Here is a 15,386-nt window from a genome sequence, read left to right as displayed (position 1 = left end):
TCAGCCCACCGCCTTGATGAGCTTGTCGCGCCCCGCCTTCGCGAGCATGGAGGCGACGGCGCACGAGGCGAGCCGCGCCGGTTCTGAATCGGCCCGGCTCGTGAGAATCACCGGCACCTTCGTGCCCAGCACGATGCCCGCCGCATAGGCGCCGCCAAGGAAGGTCAGGCTCTTCGCGAGCATGTTGCCCGCGTCGAGGTCGGGCACGATGAGCACGTTGGCGCGCCCCGCCACCGGCGAGACGATGCCCTTGATGCGCGCGGCCTCGGCGTCGATGGCGTTGTCCATCGCGAGCGGGCCGTCGAGCACCGCGCCGGTGATCTGGCCGCGATCGGCCATCTTGCAAAGCACTGCGGCGTCGAGCGTGGAAGGCACCTTGGCGTTGACCGTCTCCGTCGCGGAAAGAATGGCGACGCGCACCGCCGGCATGTGCAGCGCGTGCGCAAGATCGATCGCGTTCTGCACGATGTCGGCCTTCTCCTCGAGCGTGGGCGCGATGTTGATCGCCGCGTCGGAAATGATCAGCGGCTGCGCGTGGCCCGGGATGTCCATCACGAAGCAATGGCTGATGCGCCGCGAGGTGCGCAGCCCGCCTTCGCGGCGCACGACGGCACCCATGAGCTCGTCGGTGTGCAGGCTGCCCTTCATCAGCGCATCGACCTCGCCGCGCAGCGCCATGGCCACGGCCGCGTCGGCCGCGGCGTGGCTGTGGGGCGCATCGACGATCGCGATCCTGGAGAGATCGATGCCGGCCTCTTGCGCGGCCGCCTCGATCTTCGCGCGCGGGCCCACGAGCGTCGGCACGATCAGGCCCAGCGATGCCGATGCCAGCGCAGCTTCCAGCGACGCCGCGTTGGCAGGGTGTACCACCGCGACCCGCAGCGAGGGCAGGCCGCGTGCGGCGGCGATCAGGCGGTCGTAGTGCGGGTGGGCAGCGGGTGTGGAAGACGCCATGCGGGCTCCTGGATGAATGGGACGGTGCGCCTGCAACAGTACAGGATGTGATTCCGGGAGCCAAACGCCGGCTCTGGTAGTTCTTTTTACGCATGCCGTTCGGCACTGGTTGCGCACGAACCCCTCGATTAAGGTGCGTGCGCTGAAGCGTTGTGCTTCAGAAAAAGGCCGCCACCGCTGTGTCACCAGCGTCGGCACCGCCTGACCGTGATTCGTTGCCGTCCTCCAGCAGGAGAGCGGCTGGTTCCAATGTGCCCCCGGCGGGCACGCAATTTTCGAGGGAGTTGATCTCATGGCAGTAGACATGTTCATGCGCGTCGAAGGCGCGAACGGCGAATCGAAGGATTCGAACCACAAGGAGTGGACGGACATCAAGTCGTTCGCATGGGGCGCCACGCAGCCCGGCAACATGGTCAGCGGCGGTGGCGGTGGCGTTGGCAAGGCCAGCTTCAACGACCTGCAGGTTCTGGCGCGCATCGACAAGGCGGCACCCTCGGTGCTGAAGAACTGTGCGAGCGGCAAGCACCTGAGCAAGGTGGAAGTGTCGGTGTGCAAGGCCGGCGGCTCGCAGATCGAATACACGCGCGTCACGCTCGAAGAGGTGCTGGTGACCTCGGTGCAGTACACGGCAGAACAGGGCTCCGACGCCGTGTTCGTGCAGTACGCATTCCAGGCCGCCAAGGTGAAGCAGCAGTACTGGGAACAGACCGACAAGGGCGGCAAGGGCGCCGAGACGGTGCTGGGCTGGAACATCAAGGAAAACAAGGAGGCCTGAACTCCCTTTGCCCGGCGCGGGTTGCCGCTTGCGCGGCACGCGCCGGGCTTGCATTGACCAGGGAGCTTTCCAGGAATGACCCGCAGTTTCATCGCCCACAGCGCGCTGGGCGAGCGCCTGAAGTTCCGCTCGATGACGGGACAGGAGCGCATTTCCACGCTGTTCGAGCACCGCGTGCGGCTCATCAGCGACATGCCCAACATCCAGCCTCGCAGCATGCTGGGCGAGGACATGAGCATCGAGGTGAACCTCGCCACCGAACTCGGCGGCGCCGGCAGCCGCTTCCTGAGCGGCCAGGTCACGCGCTTCGCCTACATCGGCAAGGACGACGGCGACATGTGCGTCTACGAGGCCACGCTGCGCCCCTGGCTGTGGTACGCCACCCGCCGCTCCGATTTCAGGATATTCCAGTTCAAGACCGCCCCGCAGATCCTGCAGGAGGTGCTCGCGCCCTACGGCTTCGCCATCGACGCGCGGCTGAGCGGCAGCTACCGCACCTGGGACTACTGCGTGCAGTACTCGGAGAGCGACTTCAACTTCGTCAGCCGGCTCATGGAGCAGGAGGGCATCTACTACTTCTTCTCGCATGCGCAAGGCAGCCATCAGCTGGTGCTGTGCGACGGCTCCGACTCGCACACCGACCTGCCCGCCGGTCCGGCGAGGGTGCCCTATCACGCGGGCGTGCTCGCCGCGCAGATCCTCGAGCAGGACTTCATCGACAGCTGGAGCCATTCGGAGGACATCGCATCGGGCAACTTCGCGGCCGACGACTACGACTTCAGGAAGCCGAACGCCGAGATAGACACCGTGCGCCAGCAGCCGGCCGGCCACAGCCGCGACAGCTTCGAGATCTACGACTGGCCCGGCGGCTACACCGAACTGGCCGACGGCGAGAACTACGCGCGCCTGCGGCTGGAGCAGCTCGCTGGGCGCCGCGAGCTGGTGAGCGCCGAGGGCAACCTGCGCCACATGGCGCCCGGCTACCTGTTCGAGCTGGCGCGCCACCCCAACGCGCAGGAGAACCGCCGCTACCTGATCGAGGCCGTGACCTACGACTTCCAGGAGAACGCGCTGCGCGTGGTCGGCGCGCCGGACGCGGCCTACAGCGAGTCGACCAGCAGCACGAGCTATCGCCAGAGCTTCGAGGTGCTGCCCGACAGCGCGCCGTACCGCCCCGCACGCGTCACGCCGAAGCCGCGCACCACCGGGCCGCAGACCGCGGTGGTGGTCGGCCCTGCGGGCGAGGAGATCCACACCGACCAGTACGGCCGCATCAAGGTGCAGTTCCACTGGGACCGATACGGCAAGCGCGACGAGAACTCCTCGTGCTGGATCCGCGTCTCGCAGACCTGGGCCGGCAGCAGCTACGGCGCGATGCACATCCCGCGCATCGGCCAGGAGGTGATCGTCGATTTCCTCAACGGCGACCCCGACCATCCGATCGTCACCGGCTGCGTCTACAACGCCGCGCAGATGCCGCCGTGGGAGCTGCCGCGCCACAAGACCCAGACCGGCTTCCAGACCCACTGGAGCAAGGGCGGCGGCGGCAAGCACATGCTGCGCTTCGAGGACAGCCGCGGCACCGAGCACATCGAACTGTCGACCGACCACGGCAACACCCACCTGCACATGGGCTACCTGATGAACCAGGGCTCGGGCGTGCAGCGCAGCTACGGCTTCGAGCTGCGCACCAACGAGTGGGGCTCCATCCGCGCCGACAAGGGCCTGCTGCTGACCACCTATACGCAGGACTTCGCGCAGAAGACCTCGCGCGACAACCCCGACGGCCACGAGCAGATGGGCGCCACGCTCGCGCAGAGCAATGCGCTCATGCAGGCGGCTGGCCAGGCCGTGGCCGCCACCAAATCGCTCGTGAGCGCCATGGCCCAGGGCAAGAACCAGACGCTCTCGGGTCTGGTGCAGGGCGTGCAGTCGCTCGGAGGCATGTCGCAGGCCGTTGCCGCGCTGGCGGCCGGCGGATCTCCCGAGGCCGGCGTGTCGGACGACCCCGATCCGGCCATGGCCGACGCGCAGCAGATGCTCGACCTCTCGCGAAAGATCGACAAGCCCGTGGTCTCCATCGTGAGCCCCGAGGGCCAGACGATGATCAGCCCCCGGCCCATCGTGGTGAGCTCGGGGCAGAGCGTGTCGATGCGCTCCGTCTCGGCGCTGACCATGACCACCGGCGCCCAGCTCACGCAGCTCGCCGCCAAGGGCATGCTCACGCAGGTGAGCGAGGGCGGGCAGATCAACGTGGTGTCCGACGGCGACATCGTCTCGCACGCCAGTGCGGGCGCGATCAACCTGGTGTCGAAGACCGACGCCTCCGTCACCTCCACCGCAGCCAACGCGAACCTCACCGGCCAGAAGTCGGTGGTCGTCCAGGCGGCGGAGCAGGACGTGTTCGTCACCGCGAAGACCAGCATCTCGCTGATCTGCGGCAAGTCGTCGATCGTGCTGCTGGCCGATGGCACGGTGAAGATCAACGGAGTGAAGGGGCTGGTGAACTTCACGGAGAACCTCGACCAGCGGGGCGGGAAGATCTTCCTGAACTGCGATGCGCCCATCGGCAGCCAGGCTGAAGAAGCCGTGGCGGAGGAGGACGTGCCAGTGGCGCCCGCCGCCGCCGCCACGTCTGCGCAAGCCTCGGAGCATGCCCTGCCCGCGGCATCGCCGCCGGGCTATGTGACCACCGGCCTCGGCAAGGGCGTCGATGCGATTGCAGCGCGGTCACCCACGTTGCAGCGGCAGCTCAAGTTCCTGCAGGGCGACAAGTGGTCCATCAGCTACGGGCCTGCGGGCGGGGGCACCTATGCCAATACCAATTCGGGCATCAAGAAGATCGTGATCGACGGTGCCTATCAGAAAGACCCGTACAAGACCGCCGCGTCGCTGTCGCACGAGGTCGGGCACGCGATGTATTCGTACAGCTTCAAGCCCGATATTTCCTCGAAGACCGCGTACGTCAACGGCATGCTCGGTTCCGAGGGCGAGGCTGCGCTGAACCAGATCCAGGTGCGGCGCGAGGTCTGGCGCGCGGCCAAGGTCGACATCCTCAAGGGGGCCGACCCCGCGAACGTGGAAGCCTTCAACGATGCCTACAACATCTGGGCGAAGGGGGGCACCCGCGAGGCTGCGAGGGCCGCGGCCGGCAAGTACTACGGCACGCTCACCACATCGACCACCGGCGAGCAGTACACGCAGTACTACGGCAAAGGCTATGACAAGAAATATGCCGGCAAGCACTGAACCATGAATCAACAAGCTACGACGACCCTCACGCTCTGGCAGGCCATCGAGACGCTGGCTGCGCAGTTGCCGTTCTCCACGCAGAACGTGGGCCGCACGTTGTCGACCACCCTGGCCGACACGCATGCCGCTGGCGGCAACGTGTTCCAGTTATTCGAAGGCACGCCGCTGCGCCTTGCGGATGGCGCCGAGTTGGCGCGCATCGACCTGCGCATCAAGCGTGAAGACGTAAGCCAGGGCTTTCTGGTGCTGGAGCTGAAAGGGCGCTGCGTGCCGCTGGGCGAAGTGCGCCAGCACTACGCCGCGCTCGAGATCACCGACGTGCCGCGCGGCCGTTCGCTCGACGAGGCGACCACTTTCACGGCAACGCCCGACTGGGGCCGGCTGTCTTTCGGCTTCACCGAGCGCAACCCGGACTGCCTGGCCTTCGTGGCCTTCGATCCCGCATAGAACACCGGCATGGAACACTGCAAGAAAGCAGCCCGATGAAGTACCACATCCAGGAAGGCCAGTTCGACATCCCCGAAGACGGCCGCATCGACCGCTCGATGAACATCCTCGCGATGCCCGACGGCTCGGGCACCACGCTCATCGTGAGCCGCGACGCGCTGCGGGCGCAGGAAACCCTGCCGCAGTTCGTCACGCGGCAGATGAACGACCTGACGCGCCAGGTGAGCCAGCTCAAGGAGGTGTCGCGCACCGACATCGCCGTGGGCCCGGCCATCGCGAGCCTGCATGCCATCGAGCTCGTGACGCAGTTCAAGCAGAACGGCCAGGCGCTGCATCAACGCCAGGCCGTGTTCCTGCTGCCGCAGGGCCCTGGCGGCAGGAGCGTGCTGATCCTCACGGCCAGCAGCCCCGTGCCCTTCGACGCCGAGGCGATCGCGCTGTGGCGGCGCGTGCTCGAGAGCTTCCAGCCGAGGGCCTGAGGCGCCATGGCCGGCCAACCAGCTGCACGCCTGCACGACCCCATCGCCCACACCAACGCGCACGCGCGCTTCTGGGCCAAGTTCGCGGGCGGACTGATCGGCGGCATCGCCGTAGGCTTCGCGGTGGGTGTGGCGGCAGCAGCCGTGGTCGGCACCGGCGGGCTCGCCGGACCGCTGGTCGCGGGCGCGGTGGTCGTGGGCGCGCGCATGGCCGGCGGCTACGTCGGCGCGAGCCTGGGCGAGTCGATCGCCGATGCGCTGGTGCCCGAGACGCTCACCGTGACCGGGATGATCACCAGCGGATCGTCGGACGTGTTCATCGGCGGCAAGGCCCTGGGCGCCGCGCGCGCCTCGCCCGACGCTCCCATGGACACGGTGAGCTGCAAGAACGACTCGCCGCAGATTCTTCTTGCCGAGGGCGCGGAGACCGTATTCATCAACATGGGCGTGGCCTCGCGCAAGGACGACCACACCGAGTGCGGCGCCAAGGTGAGCGACGGGGCGCCCACCGTCTTCATCGGCGGCCCGACGGCGCGCGTGCGCGATGTGGCCGACGAGGTGCCGCTCATCTCCAAGGTGCTGGTGACCATCTTCAACGTGGTCATGATCTACCGCGGCCTGCGCTGCCTGCCCAAGCTCGCACGGCAGGGCAAGAACGCGCTGCCTTGTCTGATCGAAGGAGCGGTGGGGCTTGGCATGGGTATCCATGGCATGGTCAGCTCCTTCGGCAATCCGGTGCATGCGGCCACGGGCGGCAAGTTCCTGGGCGGCGAGAGCGAGCTCGACTTCAGCCTGCCGGGGCCGCTGCCCATCGCATGGCAGCGCTTCTACAGCAGCCACGACCTGCGCCGCGACGGCCCGCTGGGGCAGGGCTGGAACCTGCCTTATTCGATGGAACTGCGGCTGGGCAGCGACGACGAAGGCCAGCCGATCGTCACGCTCATCGACGAGCAGGGCAGGCCGATGGTGCTGTCCGACATCGAGCCCGGCACGCGGCAGTACAGCCTGCGCGACGGGCTCGACCTGTGCCGCACCGAAGGCGGCCACTACTTCATCCACGTGCCGGGCGGACTGTTCTTCCTGTTCGAGCCGCCAGCCGATGGTGAGCCGCGCGCCCGGACGCTGAAGCTCGCGCGGCTGGAAGACCGCAGCGGCAACTTCATCGACCTGCGCCACGACGCGCTGGGCCGCCTGGTCGAGCTGACCGACAGCACCGGACGGCTGCTGGCGCTCGAGTACGCGGGCGAGAGCCACCGGCTGGGCGCAGTGCGCCTGGCCGCCGGCGCCCCCGGCGAGCTGCCGCGCCTGCTGGTGGCTTACAGGCACGACGCCGAAGGCCGGCTGCTCGACGTGACCGACCGCAACGGCGTGGTGGTGCGCCGATTCGGCTACGACGCCCGAGGCCTCATGAACTTCCATGCCGACGCCGCAGGGCTGGAGTGCCGCTACGAGTGGCGCGGCCAGGGCGGCGAAGCTCACGTGGTCCGCCACTGGACCAACGACGGCGAGAGCTACACCGTCCGACGCATGCCGCCTGCTGCCGATGACGCGCTGGCACTGGGCGAAACACTGGTCGTCGACCAGCTCGGCCGCGAGTACGCCTGGCACTGGAATGCCGACCATCAGGTCACCGACTACATCGACGCGGCGGGTCGTCAATGGCATGCGCAATACAACGAGCTGCGCCAGCTCGTCGCTATCACCGAGCCCGGCGGCGCCACCACGCGCTGCACCTACGATCCCATGGGCTTCATGGCCAGCCGCACCGATGCGCTGGGCCGCACGCAGAGCACCGGCTGGACCGAGTTCGGCGAGCCCTGGCGCCAGACCCTCGCGGACGGCAGCACCTGGACCTACGCCTACAACGACCAGGGCAACCTGGTGCGCGAGACCGACCCGCTGGGCCACACCACCGAGTACGCCTATGACAGGAGGGGTCTGCCGATCGTGGTGACCGACGGCAAGGGCGGCACCAACCGCATGACGTGGAACGAATGCGCGCAGCTGGTTTCGCTGACCGATTGCTCCGGCAAGACCACGCGCTACACCTACGACGGCTGGGGCCACCTGCAGACCGTGACCGACGCCATGGGCCAGCGCACGCGATTGACGCACGACGCCATGGGGCGCCTGGTGTCGGTGTCGCAGCCCGACCAGAGTCACCAGTCGTTCCGCCGCGATGCGGCCGGCCGTATCGTCGCCGCCACCGATGCGCTGAGCCGCAGCACGCATTTCGCGCTCGGCCTGCGCGGCCAGCCGCTGGTGCGGCAGGACGCCGAGGGACGCCGCATCGCCTGGCACTACGACAGCGCCCAGCGCCTGCAGGCGCTCGTCAACGAGAACGGCCTGCACTTCGAGTTCGTGCGGGACGCCGCCGACCGCGTGGTGGAAGAGCGCCGCGTGGGCGGCACGCGCGTGCAGGTGGAATACGACGCCAACGGCTGGCCGGTGTGCATCACCCATGTACCGGGCATCGGCGACGACGACCTCGCGCTGCACGACGGCGCCGAGCCGCATCGCCCGGCCGGCCCCCTGCGCACCGAACTGCAGCGCGACGCCGTGGGCCGCCTCGTCGAGAAGCGCACCGGGAGCCACCGCTATCGCTACAGCTACGACCAGCTGGATCGCCTGACCGAAGCAACGAAGCTGGAAGCGCCGCAACCCGGCACGGGCGGCGAGCCGCGCGCGCTGCATCGCACCGTGTTCGTCTACGACAAGCTCGGGCGGCTCGTCGAGGAGACGGCCATCGACGAGCTCACCGGCGAGACCCACACCCTGCGCCACGCGCACGACGAACTCGGCAACCGCACGCAGACAGTTCTGCCGGCCATCGCTTCGCAGCCGGGTGCGCAGCGTGCGTTGAACTACCTGTACTACGGATCCGGACACCTGCACCAGGTCAATCTGTCGCACCAGCATGGCGATGCGCCCGTGGTGCACCAGCTGATCAGCGACATCGAGCGCGACGACCTGCACCGCGAAGTGGCGCGCAGCCAGGGCGCGCTGCACACCCGATTCGCGCTGGACCCGCTGGGCCGGCGCGCCGCATCGTGGTGCAGGCCCGGCGGACTGGATGCGGCATTCACCACGCAAGACCCGAGCTGGCGCCAGGCCTTCGACGCCGCGGGCAGCCCCGGGGCTCGCCTGCTCGACGGGCTGATGAAGGAATACAGCTACGACCCCGTGGGCGAACTGCGGCAGAGCCGGCATTCGCTGCAGGGCACGACGGGGCACAGATACGACGCCACCGGCCGCGTCGAAGAGAGCGTGCGCAGCGCGGCTGCCGCTAACAGCGAGCGCTTTGCCTACGACCCAGCAGGCAACCTGCTTGATGCGTCAACCGCGCCCGGCTATGTGCGCGACAACCTCGTGCGCGTGTTCGAGGACAAGCGCTACAGCTACGACGGCCACGGGCGGCTGGTGCGCAAGCTGTCGGGCAGACACACCGACCAGCGCTTCGAATGGGACGACGAAAGCCGCCTCGTGGCCGTGCACACCACGCGGCGCCCGGGCACGCCCGAAGCCACCACGCAGGTCACACGCTTCGACTACGACGCGATGGGGCGGCGCGTGGCGAAGCACGATGCGTTCGACAGTACGCGGTTTGTCTGGGAGGGGATGCGGCTGATCGAGGAGCGCAGGGGGGCTCAGGTGGTGAGCTATGTGTATGAGGCTGGGAGCTATGTGCCGGTGGCACGGTTGGATGCCAGGGCCGAGCCCGCTCACCACGACGCTCCGGTCGCGCAGGTCTTTCACTTTCACAACGGACCTGCAGGCCTGCCCGAGGAGCTGAGCAACAACAGCGGAAGCCTGTGCTGGCGCGCAAGCTATCGTACCTGGGGTGCGACGGTTGCAGAGCACTGGGAGGTCGCCTCACTGAACGGGCGTCCCCTGAGCGCTGTCGAGGACACCCCCGAAACCTTCACGCAGAATCTGCGCTTCCAGGGCCAGTACCTGGATCGGGACACGGGGTTGCACTACAACACCTTCAGGTTCTATGACCCAGACATCGGGCGGTTCATCAGTCCCGACCCGATCGGGTTGCGTGGCGGGACCAACCTTCATCAGTACGCCCCCAACGCCATATCATGGGTCGATCCGTTGGGCTGGGCTTGCGGTCCTGCGGCAAGAAAAAACAGCCGAGGTCAATGGATCGATTCGCAGGGGAAGTTCGCCAAGGCGCCTCCACGGCCGAATTACACCTATGAGTCTTATGCACACGAGGCCGGCTGGCACGGCGCCAACAAGGGCGGGCATGCCTACGGTACGACCACGCCCAACAAGAGCAGATTTGGCCAGGGCGAAGGCGGTGGGAAATTTGCCGACGAAGTCTTCAGCCATCCGAATGTGCGAGCGGAACAGCAATCTTCCGGGCGTTGGAAATATTCGGTAGACGACATTGGAAGAACTATCGGAACCAACCAGGCGGGGGCGCCCGTCAGGGGCGGCCAGGTCATTGTGGAGGGCAATCCTGCGTTGAACCCGAATGTCTACAATCCCGCCGACGTCGTTACTCAATATCCCAAATGAACGAACTGCCGGGATTCATTTCCGAAGCATTGGCAAAGCCGGTCAACTACGCGGATGCTTACGCTCGCTCGGTTCTTGCGTTGAAAGAGCCGCTGGAAATTGCCTTGAGAACGAATCTGCTACTGGACGATGATATGAATTACAACGCGGCTCAATCGCTGAGCTGCAAGCTGGTCGGCAAGGATGAGGCGCTGGCCAAGGCTTATGAATTCGATGTCAGGTTCTACATATCGTCGAAATCGCCTTTGTTCGCGATTTATTGTTTCGACAGAAAGTGGGGCATGACGGATCGGGGGGGAGTCAATCACCCCATCGCGCAGGAGAGACTACCGAAATCGGTTTCGGCATCCCTAGACATCGCGAAAAACTTGTTATCAGAACGCGGCTTCAAGGAAGTGGAACACCGGTATTTTTTCTTGCCTGCAGCTGGTTGCGTTACGCAGATGGACGATCTGCCAGCAAATGTTTTTGAATGTCTTTTCGCGGAAATTGTTTGAAACTCACGCGCACCGGCCTGCCGCGCTTCTACAACCGCTCGCAGTCCTGACGCCAAGCTATCGTCTGAACGCATTCGACGTGGGAGGTTGAAGCAAACCATGGCGAGGCAGCTAGGCCTGATGCCCTACCTTGAGCGAGGTGCTGTGCACATGACGTGCTGGTGCTGACGAAAACCAACTGGCCGACGAAGCAATCCAGCAGCTACGCCCCGTGAAAATGCACTGCACCGAAAGTGAGCGATCAGCCATCGCAGGATGCGCTCAAGCACGATGAAAATCATCAAGTTCAGTGAAACCAGCGACGGCTACTCCATGGACAGCTCCGCTTATCCGGCCTATGTACGGCAGGTAAGCAGCCTGGTGCCGACGGACGCTCTCGAATTCATGAGTGCAGCGTGGCACTATGAGCATCGGGACGAGCGATGCCCGCACGATGCCAAGCTGGAGCAGTTGCTCGTACGAGAGTTCGAGGACGGCGACTTCCGGGCGAATGACATCGAGATGCAACTGGCCGGAGCGCATGGGAATCGCATCACGCTGCACTATCGCGACGTGCAGTCATATGCGGTCGAGAAAACCAAGAGCGATTGGCCCGCTGGCGACCGGTCCCACGGCGATTGGCTCATCGATGAAATGCTGGTGCTCGAGGACGGCTTTCTTAGTCACGAGATCGTCTTCACGAACTCGGTAATCAAGGTCAAGCACAAGGATCTCAAGTACGCAGTGGTGCCATGACCACGACGGCGCTCAGCAAACTGTTGGCGTACTGGACGGCGCAGCCGACCGTGATACCACTGCAGGAAGAGCTGGGCCTGATCCGCGACATACGCGCGCTGGACACCACCGACATCGCGACGGATCTGGCGTCGTTCATCTCGCTCATCGAGCTCGTCCAGCGATGGCATGCGAGCAACGGAATTTTCGAGATGACCGAGGCCGACGAAGTGCACACCGTCGGCTTCCTCCAGTGGCTCGAGGGCCTGGAAAACAAGCTTGGCGTGCCGTTGGCAACGCACGCCGATGGCCTGGGCCTGACCTGCGCCGAACTGGCGAAACGGATGCCCCGATAGAGTGCCGAATGCTGGACCTCTACTTCGTCGAGTCGACCTGCAGCCACTTGCCGAAAGACCCGCGTGGCCTTGAGCATGCGGGCTCTGTCGATCTGGATGCGCATCGCGCAATTGGAGCCCTCTTGGACAGATGTGCCCAGAAGGGCGTAAACCTCGAATACTTCGACGATTCGCTGTTGAGCGTCGAGCAGGTCATGACCATGCTCGAGGTATTCACCGCCAACGCCCCTGAAGCTGGCGCTCAACACGCGCGGATTGCGGCCTTCAAGTCGATGCATGCGATCTTGACCCAGGCGAAGGCACAGGGCATGGGGCTCGCAGCGTTCTGCGACTGACATTCGACTCCGTGAGCGCACGACCCCTGCACTGCCGTCATTGATTGCGGACGCCCTGTTGAAGCGCACAGACAGTGCGCAGGGCTACGCGGCACCCGTCGTCGCATTGAAGGCGTCGTTGTCCGCCGCTTGCTGCAACGGTGCTTGAAAAAAGTTTGCCCAAGCAGTTGACGATTGTGTAAAGACTATTTACAGTCCATCCCACTCAACGCCAACAGGACCCAACGTGAAAGCCGCAACGATCCGCATCTACAGCACTTGCCCCGCATCCGGCAACGTGTTCGTGCGCGTCGCTTCGCACGATGGCCTCGGCCTGCAGCCGCTGCTGCAGCAGCAACTCAATCAGCTCCCGTATCCGATGTCCAACCCGCAGGCCGATCTGTGGCCGTGCGATTACCAGGATCAGGTGCAACCGGGTGGAGGACGCGCATAGGCGCAGACTTCCCAAGCTCTCTCTCGAACAGAAGAGGCCCGAACACCGCGAGGTTCCGGGCCTCTTCGTTTTCATGCCATTCGTTCACGAGCAGCGATCGTGCTGCCCGCACAAGGTTCGAACCTTGTGAGTGCTCCTTAAAAATTCGCAGCAGCCATAAACGTTTTCTTTTCAGCCCCGGTGACGCAACTGGTAGACGTGTCCGCCTTAGAAGCGGAATTCTGGGAGTTCGAGTCTCCCCTGGGGCACCAATTTCTCTGGGTGTAGTGTCAATCTGGTAGACGGCCTGCCTTGGAAGCAGGAGGCTGCAGGTTCAAATCCTGCCACCCAGACCATCTTTTCTCTTTCTTTTTTTCTTGTGCGTGTGTAGCTCAACTGGCAGAGCACTGGACTCCAAACCCAACGGTTGAAGGTTCGAATCCTTCCGCGCGCGCCAACCAATTTTTGCCGGCCCTTCGCCTAGTGGTCCAAGGCACCGGGTTTTGATCCCGGGATCCAAGGTTCGAATCCTTGAGGGCTTGCCAGCTTTTCTTCTTTTTTCTTTTTTCGTTCCGCTAACTCAGTGGCCAGAGTGCCTCCCTGTCCAGGAGGAAGCCAGGGGTTCGACTCCCCTGCGGAACGCCATTCATCGATCGACTTTTCCTTTCGATGGATCGTGAGCAGCACTGGCGACTGCAGCGGGCCGTAACCCCGTCTCCTTCGGGAATACTTCGTTCGACTCGAAGACGATCCACCACCAACGCCATCAGCAAGCTCGATCTCGGCGCGATAGCAAAGCGGCAGTGCAGCGGATTGCAAATCCGCCCAGCCCGGTTCGACTCCGGGTCGCGCCTCCATCCATATCAATATCCTTCAACCCACTTTTCCCCGGTAGCTCAGCTGGTAGATGCGGCGCACTGTTAATGCGCAGGTCACACGTTCGATCCGTGTTCGGGGAGCCACCCAACAATTCAACGACAGCAACGCAGAAGGAGCCCCGAAGCATGAAGCCCAAGGTCCAACCGAACAAGATCGTCGTGCTCTCAGGCTCCGGCGTGAGCGCCGAGAGCGGTCTGCCCACGTTCCGCGATGCCAAGGGCCTGTGGAACAGCTACTCGTGGCAGGAACTTGCCAGCCCCGAAGGCTGGCAGCGGCACCCGGAGGCGGTGCTGGCCTTCTACAACGAGCGGCGCGAGAAGGCGTGGCAGGCGCAGCCGAATGCCGCGCACGCTGCCATCGCATCGCTCGAGGCGGCATATGAAGTCGTGATCGTCACGCAGAACGTCGATGCGCTGCACGAGCGTGCCGGGTCGCGCAACGTGGTGCACCTGCACGGGCAACTCGCCTACGCGCGGGGCACCTCGGAGCCCGAGCCGAAGCGCTATCGCATCGATGGCAATCCCATTGCCATGGGGCAACTCTGCGAAGACGGCACCCAACTGCGGCCCGACATCGTGTGGTTCGGCGAGGCGGTGCAGCACTTCGAGGAAGCAGAGGAGCACGTGGCGACTGCTGCGCGCGTGTTGGTGGTGGGCACCTCGCTCACGGTCTATCCGGCGGCGTTGCTCGTGCGGTACGCGGACCGCGACGCCGAGAAGGTGCTTGTCGCGCTCGACATCGAAGAGGTGCCGCGTGGCTTCACCTTCCTGCAGGGCAGGGCGACGGACATGGTGCCTGCGCTGGCTGCCAGGTGGTTGAGCGAAGCGGGCTCGTAGTTCATTTGGACGCCTGCAATCAAAGGCCCGTCATCGTTTCGATGGCGGGCCTTTTTGCGTTTGGCGGGAAATGGGCAATGCCGGGCAGATCAAGGACGGAGCGCGAACGCCGCAACGATCGTGGTCATGTGCGCAAAGTCGGCGCGATCCCCAATTTGTTCACTGCATGGAGCCGTCCGCCAGCACGGTTCTCCCATACATTTGAACGACCGCCGCGCCTCACGGCGGGACATCGATGCACACCGTAGCGATGTCGATGTGAGGCACAAAAGGCGACGGCCAAGGTGCGCTAACACCATGGCCGTCTGACCAATCAACGTGCAATACCTTGGAAGGAGCACATCAAGTGGCTGATCGAATTATCGCCGGGCAAGACTCGCCCTCATCTGACGACACCGCCGGGAGGCCGGACTCGTTAGACGTTCTTGAGAACAAGTTGACCCAAATGCAATCTCTGCTGAGTTGCTGCCATGGGGACTGGAGTGAATGGTTCCAGGAAATCGGGGAACGGCATCGAGACAACCTGATGTGGCTCGCCTCCGATCTAGCGGACGACATTGCCCGGCTTGTCCAGGAGCTTCTGAAGAGGCTCAATGCGATGGATCAGCAACAAGCCTGATGCCGTCAGCCGGCAGGCGTTGCCGCCCGCCGCTGATCATCATGGCTGGACCGCAGCGAGCACACCTAGTGACAGCCGGTTGCGAAAGTAGCTCGCGGTCTCTTCGTCGCTGCAGTAGACGTAACACCCTTTCATGCCACGCGTCATCGACGTGCGGTAGGTGTTCTTGATGATGAGATCCGCCTCTGCAGCGGCGCTTTTTGGGATTGGCCTTGAATCGAGTCTTGTAGCCACGTCGCGGCAGGTCGACGAATGTACGTCGAGATCTATCCCATAAATTTGAGCACCGAGAAACTGAAGC

At 64.7% G+C, this 15,386-nt stretch carries 14 protein-coding genes and 7 tRNA genes; 19 read left to right on the top strand and 2 right to left on the bottom strand.

All coding sequences use genetic code 11. The features are described from left to right. Positions 1-954: a phosphate acetyltransferase gene (locus tag ACHMXA_RS24500; RefSeq protein ID WP_176667263.1), complete on the bottom strand. Its 954-nt coding sequence runs from the start codon at positions 952-954 to the stop codon at positions 1-3. Positions 955-1,246: 292 nt separating this feature from the next. Between ACHMXA_RS24500 and ACHMXA_RS24495 the strand changes: the two genes are divergently transcribed. The 19 genes from ACHMXA_RS24495 (at position 1,247) to ACHMXA_RS24405 (ending at position 15,085) form a co-directional block, all read left to right on the top strand. Beyond that, positions 1,247-1,729: a type VI secretion system tube protein Hcp gene (locus tag ACHMXA_RS24495; protein ID WP_097198611.1), complete on the top strand. Its 483-nt coding sequence runs from the start codon at positions 1,247-1,249 to the stop codon at positions 1,727-1,729. A gap of 75 nt (positions 1,730-1,804) precedes the next feature. Further along, a complete protein-coding gene (locus ACHMXA_RS24490; RefSeq protein WP_395316620.1) occupies positions 1,805-4,978 on the top strand; it encodes a type VI secretion system Vgr family protein in 3,174 nt (1,057 codons plus the stop codon). A gap of 3 nt (positions 4,979-4,981) precedes the next feature. Further along, the gene (locus tag ACHMXA_RS24485) at positions 4,982-5,428 is read left to right on the top strand and encodes a hypothetical protein (RefSeq protein ID WP_395316619.1); all 447 of its coding nucleotides are present in this window, start codon (positions 4,982-4,984) and stop codon (positions 5,426-5,428) included. Positions 5,429-5,463: 35 nt separating this feature from the next. Next, positions 5,464-5,907, top strand: coding sequence for a DcrB-related protein (locus ACHMXA_RS24480; protein ID WP_395316618.1), 444 nt, complete (start codon positions 5,464-5,466; stop codon positions 5,905-5,907). A 6-nt stretch (positions 5,908-5,913) separates the two neighbouring features. Then, complete coding sequence (locus ACHMXA_RS24475; protein ID WP_395316617.1) at positions 5,914-10,437, top strand: RHS repeat-associated core domain-containing protein; 4,524 nt, start codon at positions 5,914-5,916, stop codon at positions 10,435-10,437. Further along, on the top strand, positions 10,434-10,934 hold the full coding sequence (locus ACHMXA_RS24470; protein ID WP_395316616.1) for a hypothetical protein: 501 nt from the start codon (positions 10,434-10,436) through the stop codon (positions 10,932-10,934). Before ACHMXA_RS24475 ends, ACHMXA_RS24470 begins: the two co-directional genes overlap by 4 nt. A gap of 270 nt (positions 10,935-11,204) precedes the next feature. After that, complete coding sequence (locus tag ACHMXA_RS24465) at positions 11,205-11,669, top strand: hypothetical protein (protein WP_395316615.1); 465 nt, start codon at positions 11,205-11,207, stop codon at positions 11,667-11,669. Further along, complete coding sequence (locus ACHMXA_RS24460; RefSeq protein WP_395316614.1) at positions 11,666-12,004, top strand: hypothetical protein; 339 nt, start codon at positions 11,666-11,668, stop codon at positions 12,002-12,004. Before ACHMXA_RS24465 ends, ACHMXA_RS24460 begins: the two co-directional genes overlap by 4 nt. An 8-nt stretch (positions 12,005-12,012) precedes the next feature. Next, a complete protein-coding gene (locus ACHMXA_RS24455) occupies positions 12,013-12,339 on the top strand; it encodes a hypothetical protein (protein ID WP_395316613.1) in 327 nt (108 codons plus the stop codon). 226 nt (positions 12,340-12,565) lie between these two features. Then, positions 12,566-12,772 (top strand): hypothetical protein, encoded by a 207-nt coding sequence (locus ACHMXA_RS24450; RefSeq protein WP_395316612.1) that lies wholly within the window; start codon positions 12,566-12,568, stop codon positions 12,770-12,772. A 174-nt stretch (positions 12,773-12,946) separates the two neighbouring features. Then, positions 12,947-13,023 (top strand) — tRNA-Leu (locus tag ACHMXA_RS24445). A gap of 6 nt (positions 13,024-13,029) precedes the next feature. After that, a tRNA-Pro gene (locus ACHMXA_RS24440) sits at positions 13,030-13,107 on the top strand. 25 nt (positions 13,108-13,132) lie between these two features. Beyond that, positions 13,133-13,208, top strand: a tRNA-Trp gene (locus ACHMXA_RS24435). Positions 13,209-13,220: 12 nt separating this feature from the next. Beyond that, positions 13,221-13,296, top strand: a tRNA-Gln gene (locus ACHMXA_RS24430). A 24-nt stretch (positions 13,297-13,320) separates the two neighbouring features. Further along, positions 13,321-13,396, top strand: a tRNA-Asp gene (locus tag ACHMXA_RS24425). Positions 13,397-13,534: 138 nt separating this feature from the next. After that, positions 13,535-13,608 (top strand) — tRNA-Cys (locus tag ACHMXA_RS24420). A gap of 28 nt (positions 13,609-13,636) precedes the next feature. Beyond that, positions 13,637-13,713, top strand: a tRNA-Asn gene (locus ACHMXA_RS24415). Between the two features lie 42 nt (positions 13,714-13,755). Further along, the gene (locus ACHMXA_RS24410; RefSeq protein WP_395316611.1) at positions 13,756-14,466 is read left to right on the top strand and encodes an SIR2 family NAD-dependent protein deacylase; all 711 of its coding nucleotides are present in this window, start codon (positions 13,756-13,758) and stop codon (positions 14,464-14,466) included. Positions 14,467-14,911: 445 nt separating this feature from the next. Beyond that, positions 14,912-15,085 (top strand): hypothetical protein, encoded by a 174-nt coding sequence (locus ACHMXA_RS24405; protein WP_395316610.1) that lies wholly within the window; start codon positions 14,912-14,914, stop codon positions 15,083-15,085. Positions 15,086-15,124: 39 nt separating this feature from the next. Here the strand turns inward: ACHMXA_RS24405 and ACHMXA_RS24400 are convergent, their stop codons facing one another. After that, complete coding sequence (locus tag ACHMXA_RS24400) at positions 15,125-15,319, bottom strand: DNA/RNA helicase domain-containing protein (RefSeq protein ID WP_395316609.1); 195 nt, start codon at positions 15,317-15,319, stop codon at positions 15,125-15,127. Between the last annotated feature and the right edge of the window lie 67 nt (positions 15,320-15,386).

The sequence above is a fragment of the Variovorax sp. UC74_104 genome, from assembly GCF_044055375.1.
GTDB lineage: Bacteria > Pseudomonadota > Gammaproteobacteria > Burkholderiales > Burkholderiaceae_C > Variovorax.
This window is presented reverse-complemented; position numbering and strand designations above follow the sequence as displayed.

Excerpts from the sequence above, each read along its gene's own strand:
- ACHMXA_RS24500 (WP_176667263.1), bottom strand. The coding sequence starts at position 954 with ATGGCGTCTTCCACACCCGCTGCCCACCCGCACTACGACCGCCTGATC.
- ACHMXA_RS24495 (WP_097198611.1), top strand. The coding sequence starts at position 1,247 with ATGGCAGTAGACATGTTCATGCGCGTCGAAGGCGCGAACGGCGAATCG.
- ACHMXA_RS24490 (WP_395316620.1), top strand. The coding sequence starts at position 1,805 with ATGACCCGCAGTTTCATCGCCCACAGCGCGCTGGGCGAGCGCCTGAAG.
- ACHMXA_RS24485 (WP_395316619.1), top strand. The coding sequence starts at position 4,982 with ATGAATCAACAAGCTACGACGACCCTCACGCTCTGGCAGGCCATCGAG.
- ACHMXA_RS24480 (WP_395316618.1), top strand. The coding sequence starts at position 5,464 with ATGAAGTACCACATCCAGGAAGGCCAGTTCGACATCCCCGAAGACGGC.
- ACHMXA_RS24475 (WP_395316617.1), top strand. The coding sequence starts at position 5,914 with ATGGCCGGCCAACCAGCTGCACGCCTGCACGACCCCATCGCCCACACC.
- ACHMXA_RS24470 (WP_395316616.1), top strand. The coding sequence starts at position 10,434 with ATGAACGAACTGCCGGGATTCATTTCCGAAGCATTGGCAAAGCCGGTC.
- ACHMXA_RS24465 (WP_395316615.1), top strand. The coding sequence starts at position 11,205 with ATGAAAATCATCAAGTTCAGTGAAACCAGCGACGGCTACTCCATGGAC.
- ACHMXA_RS24460 (WP_395316614.1), top strand. The coding sequence starts at position 11,666 with ATGACCACGACGGCGCTCAGCAAACTGTTGGCGTACTGGACGGCGCAG.
- ACHMXA_RS24455 (WP_395316613.1), top strand. The coding sequence starts at position 12,013 with ATGCTGGACCTCTACTTCGTCGAGTCGACCTGCAGCCACTTGCCGAAA.
- ACHMXA_RS24410 (WP_395316611.1), top strand. The coding sequence starts at position 13,756 with ATGAAGCCCAAGGTCCAACCGAACAAGATCGTCGTGCTCTCAGGCTCC.
- ACHMXA_RS24405 (WP_395316610.1), top strand. The coding sequence starts at position 14,912 with ATGCAATCTCTGCTGAGTTGCTGCCATGGGGACTGGAGTGAATGGTTC.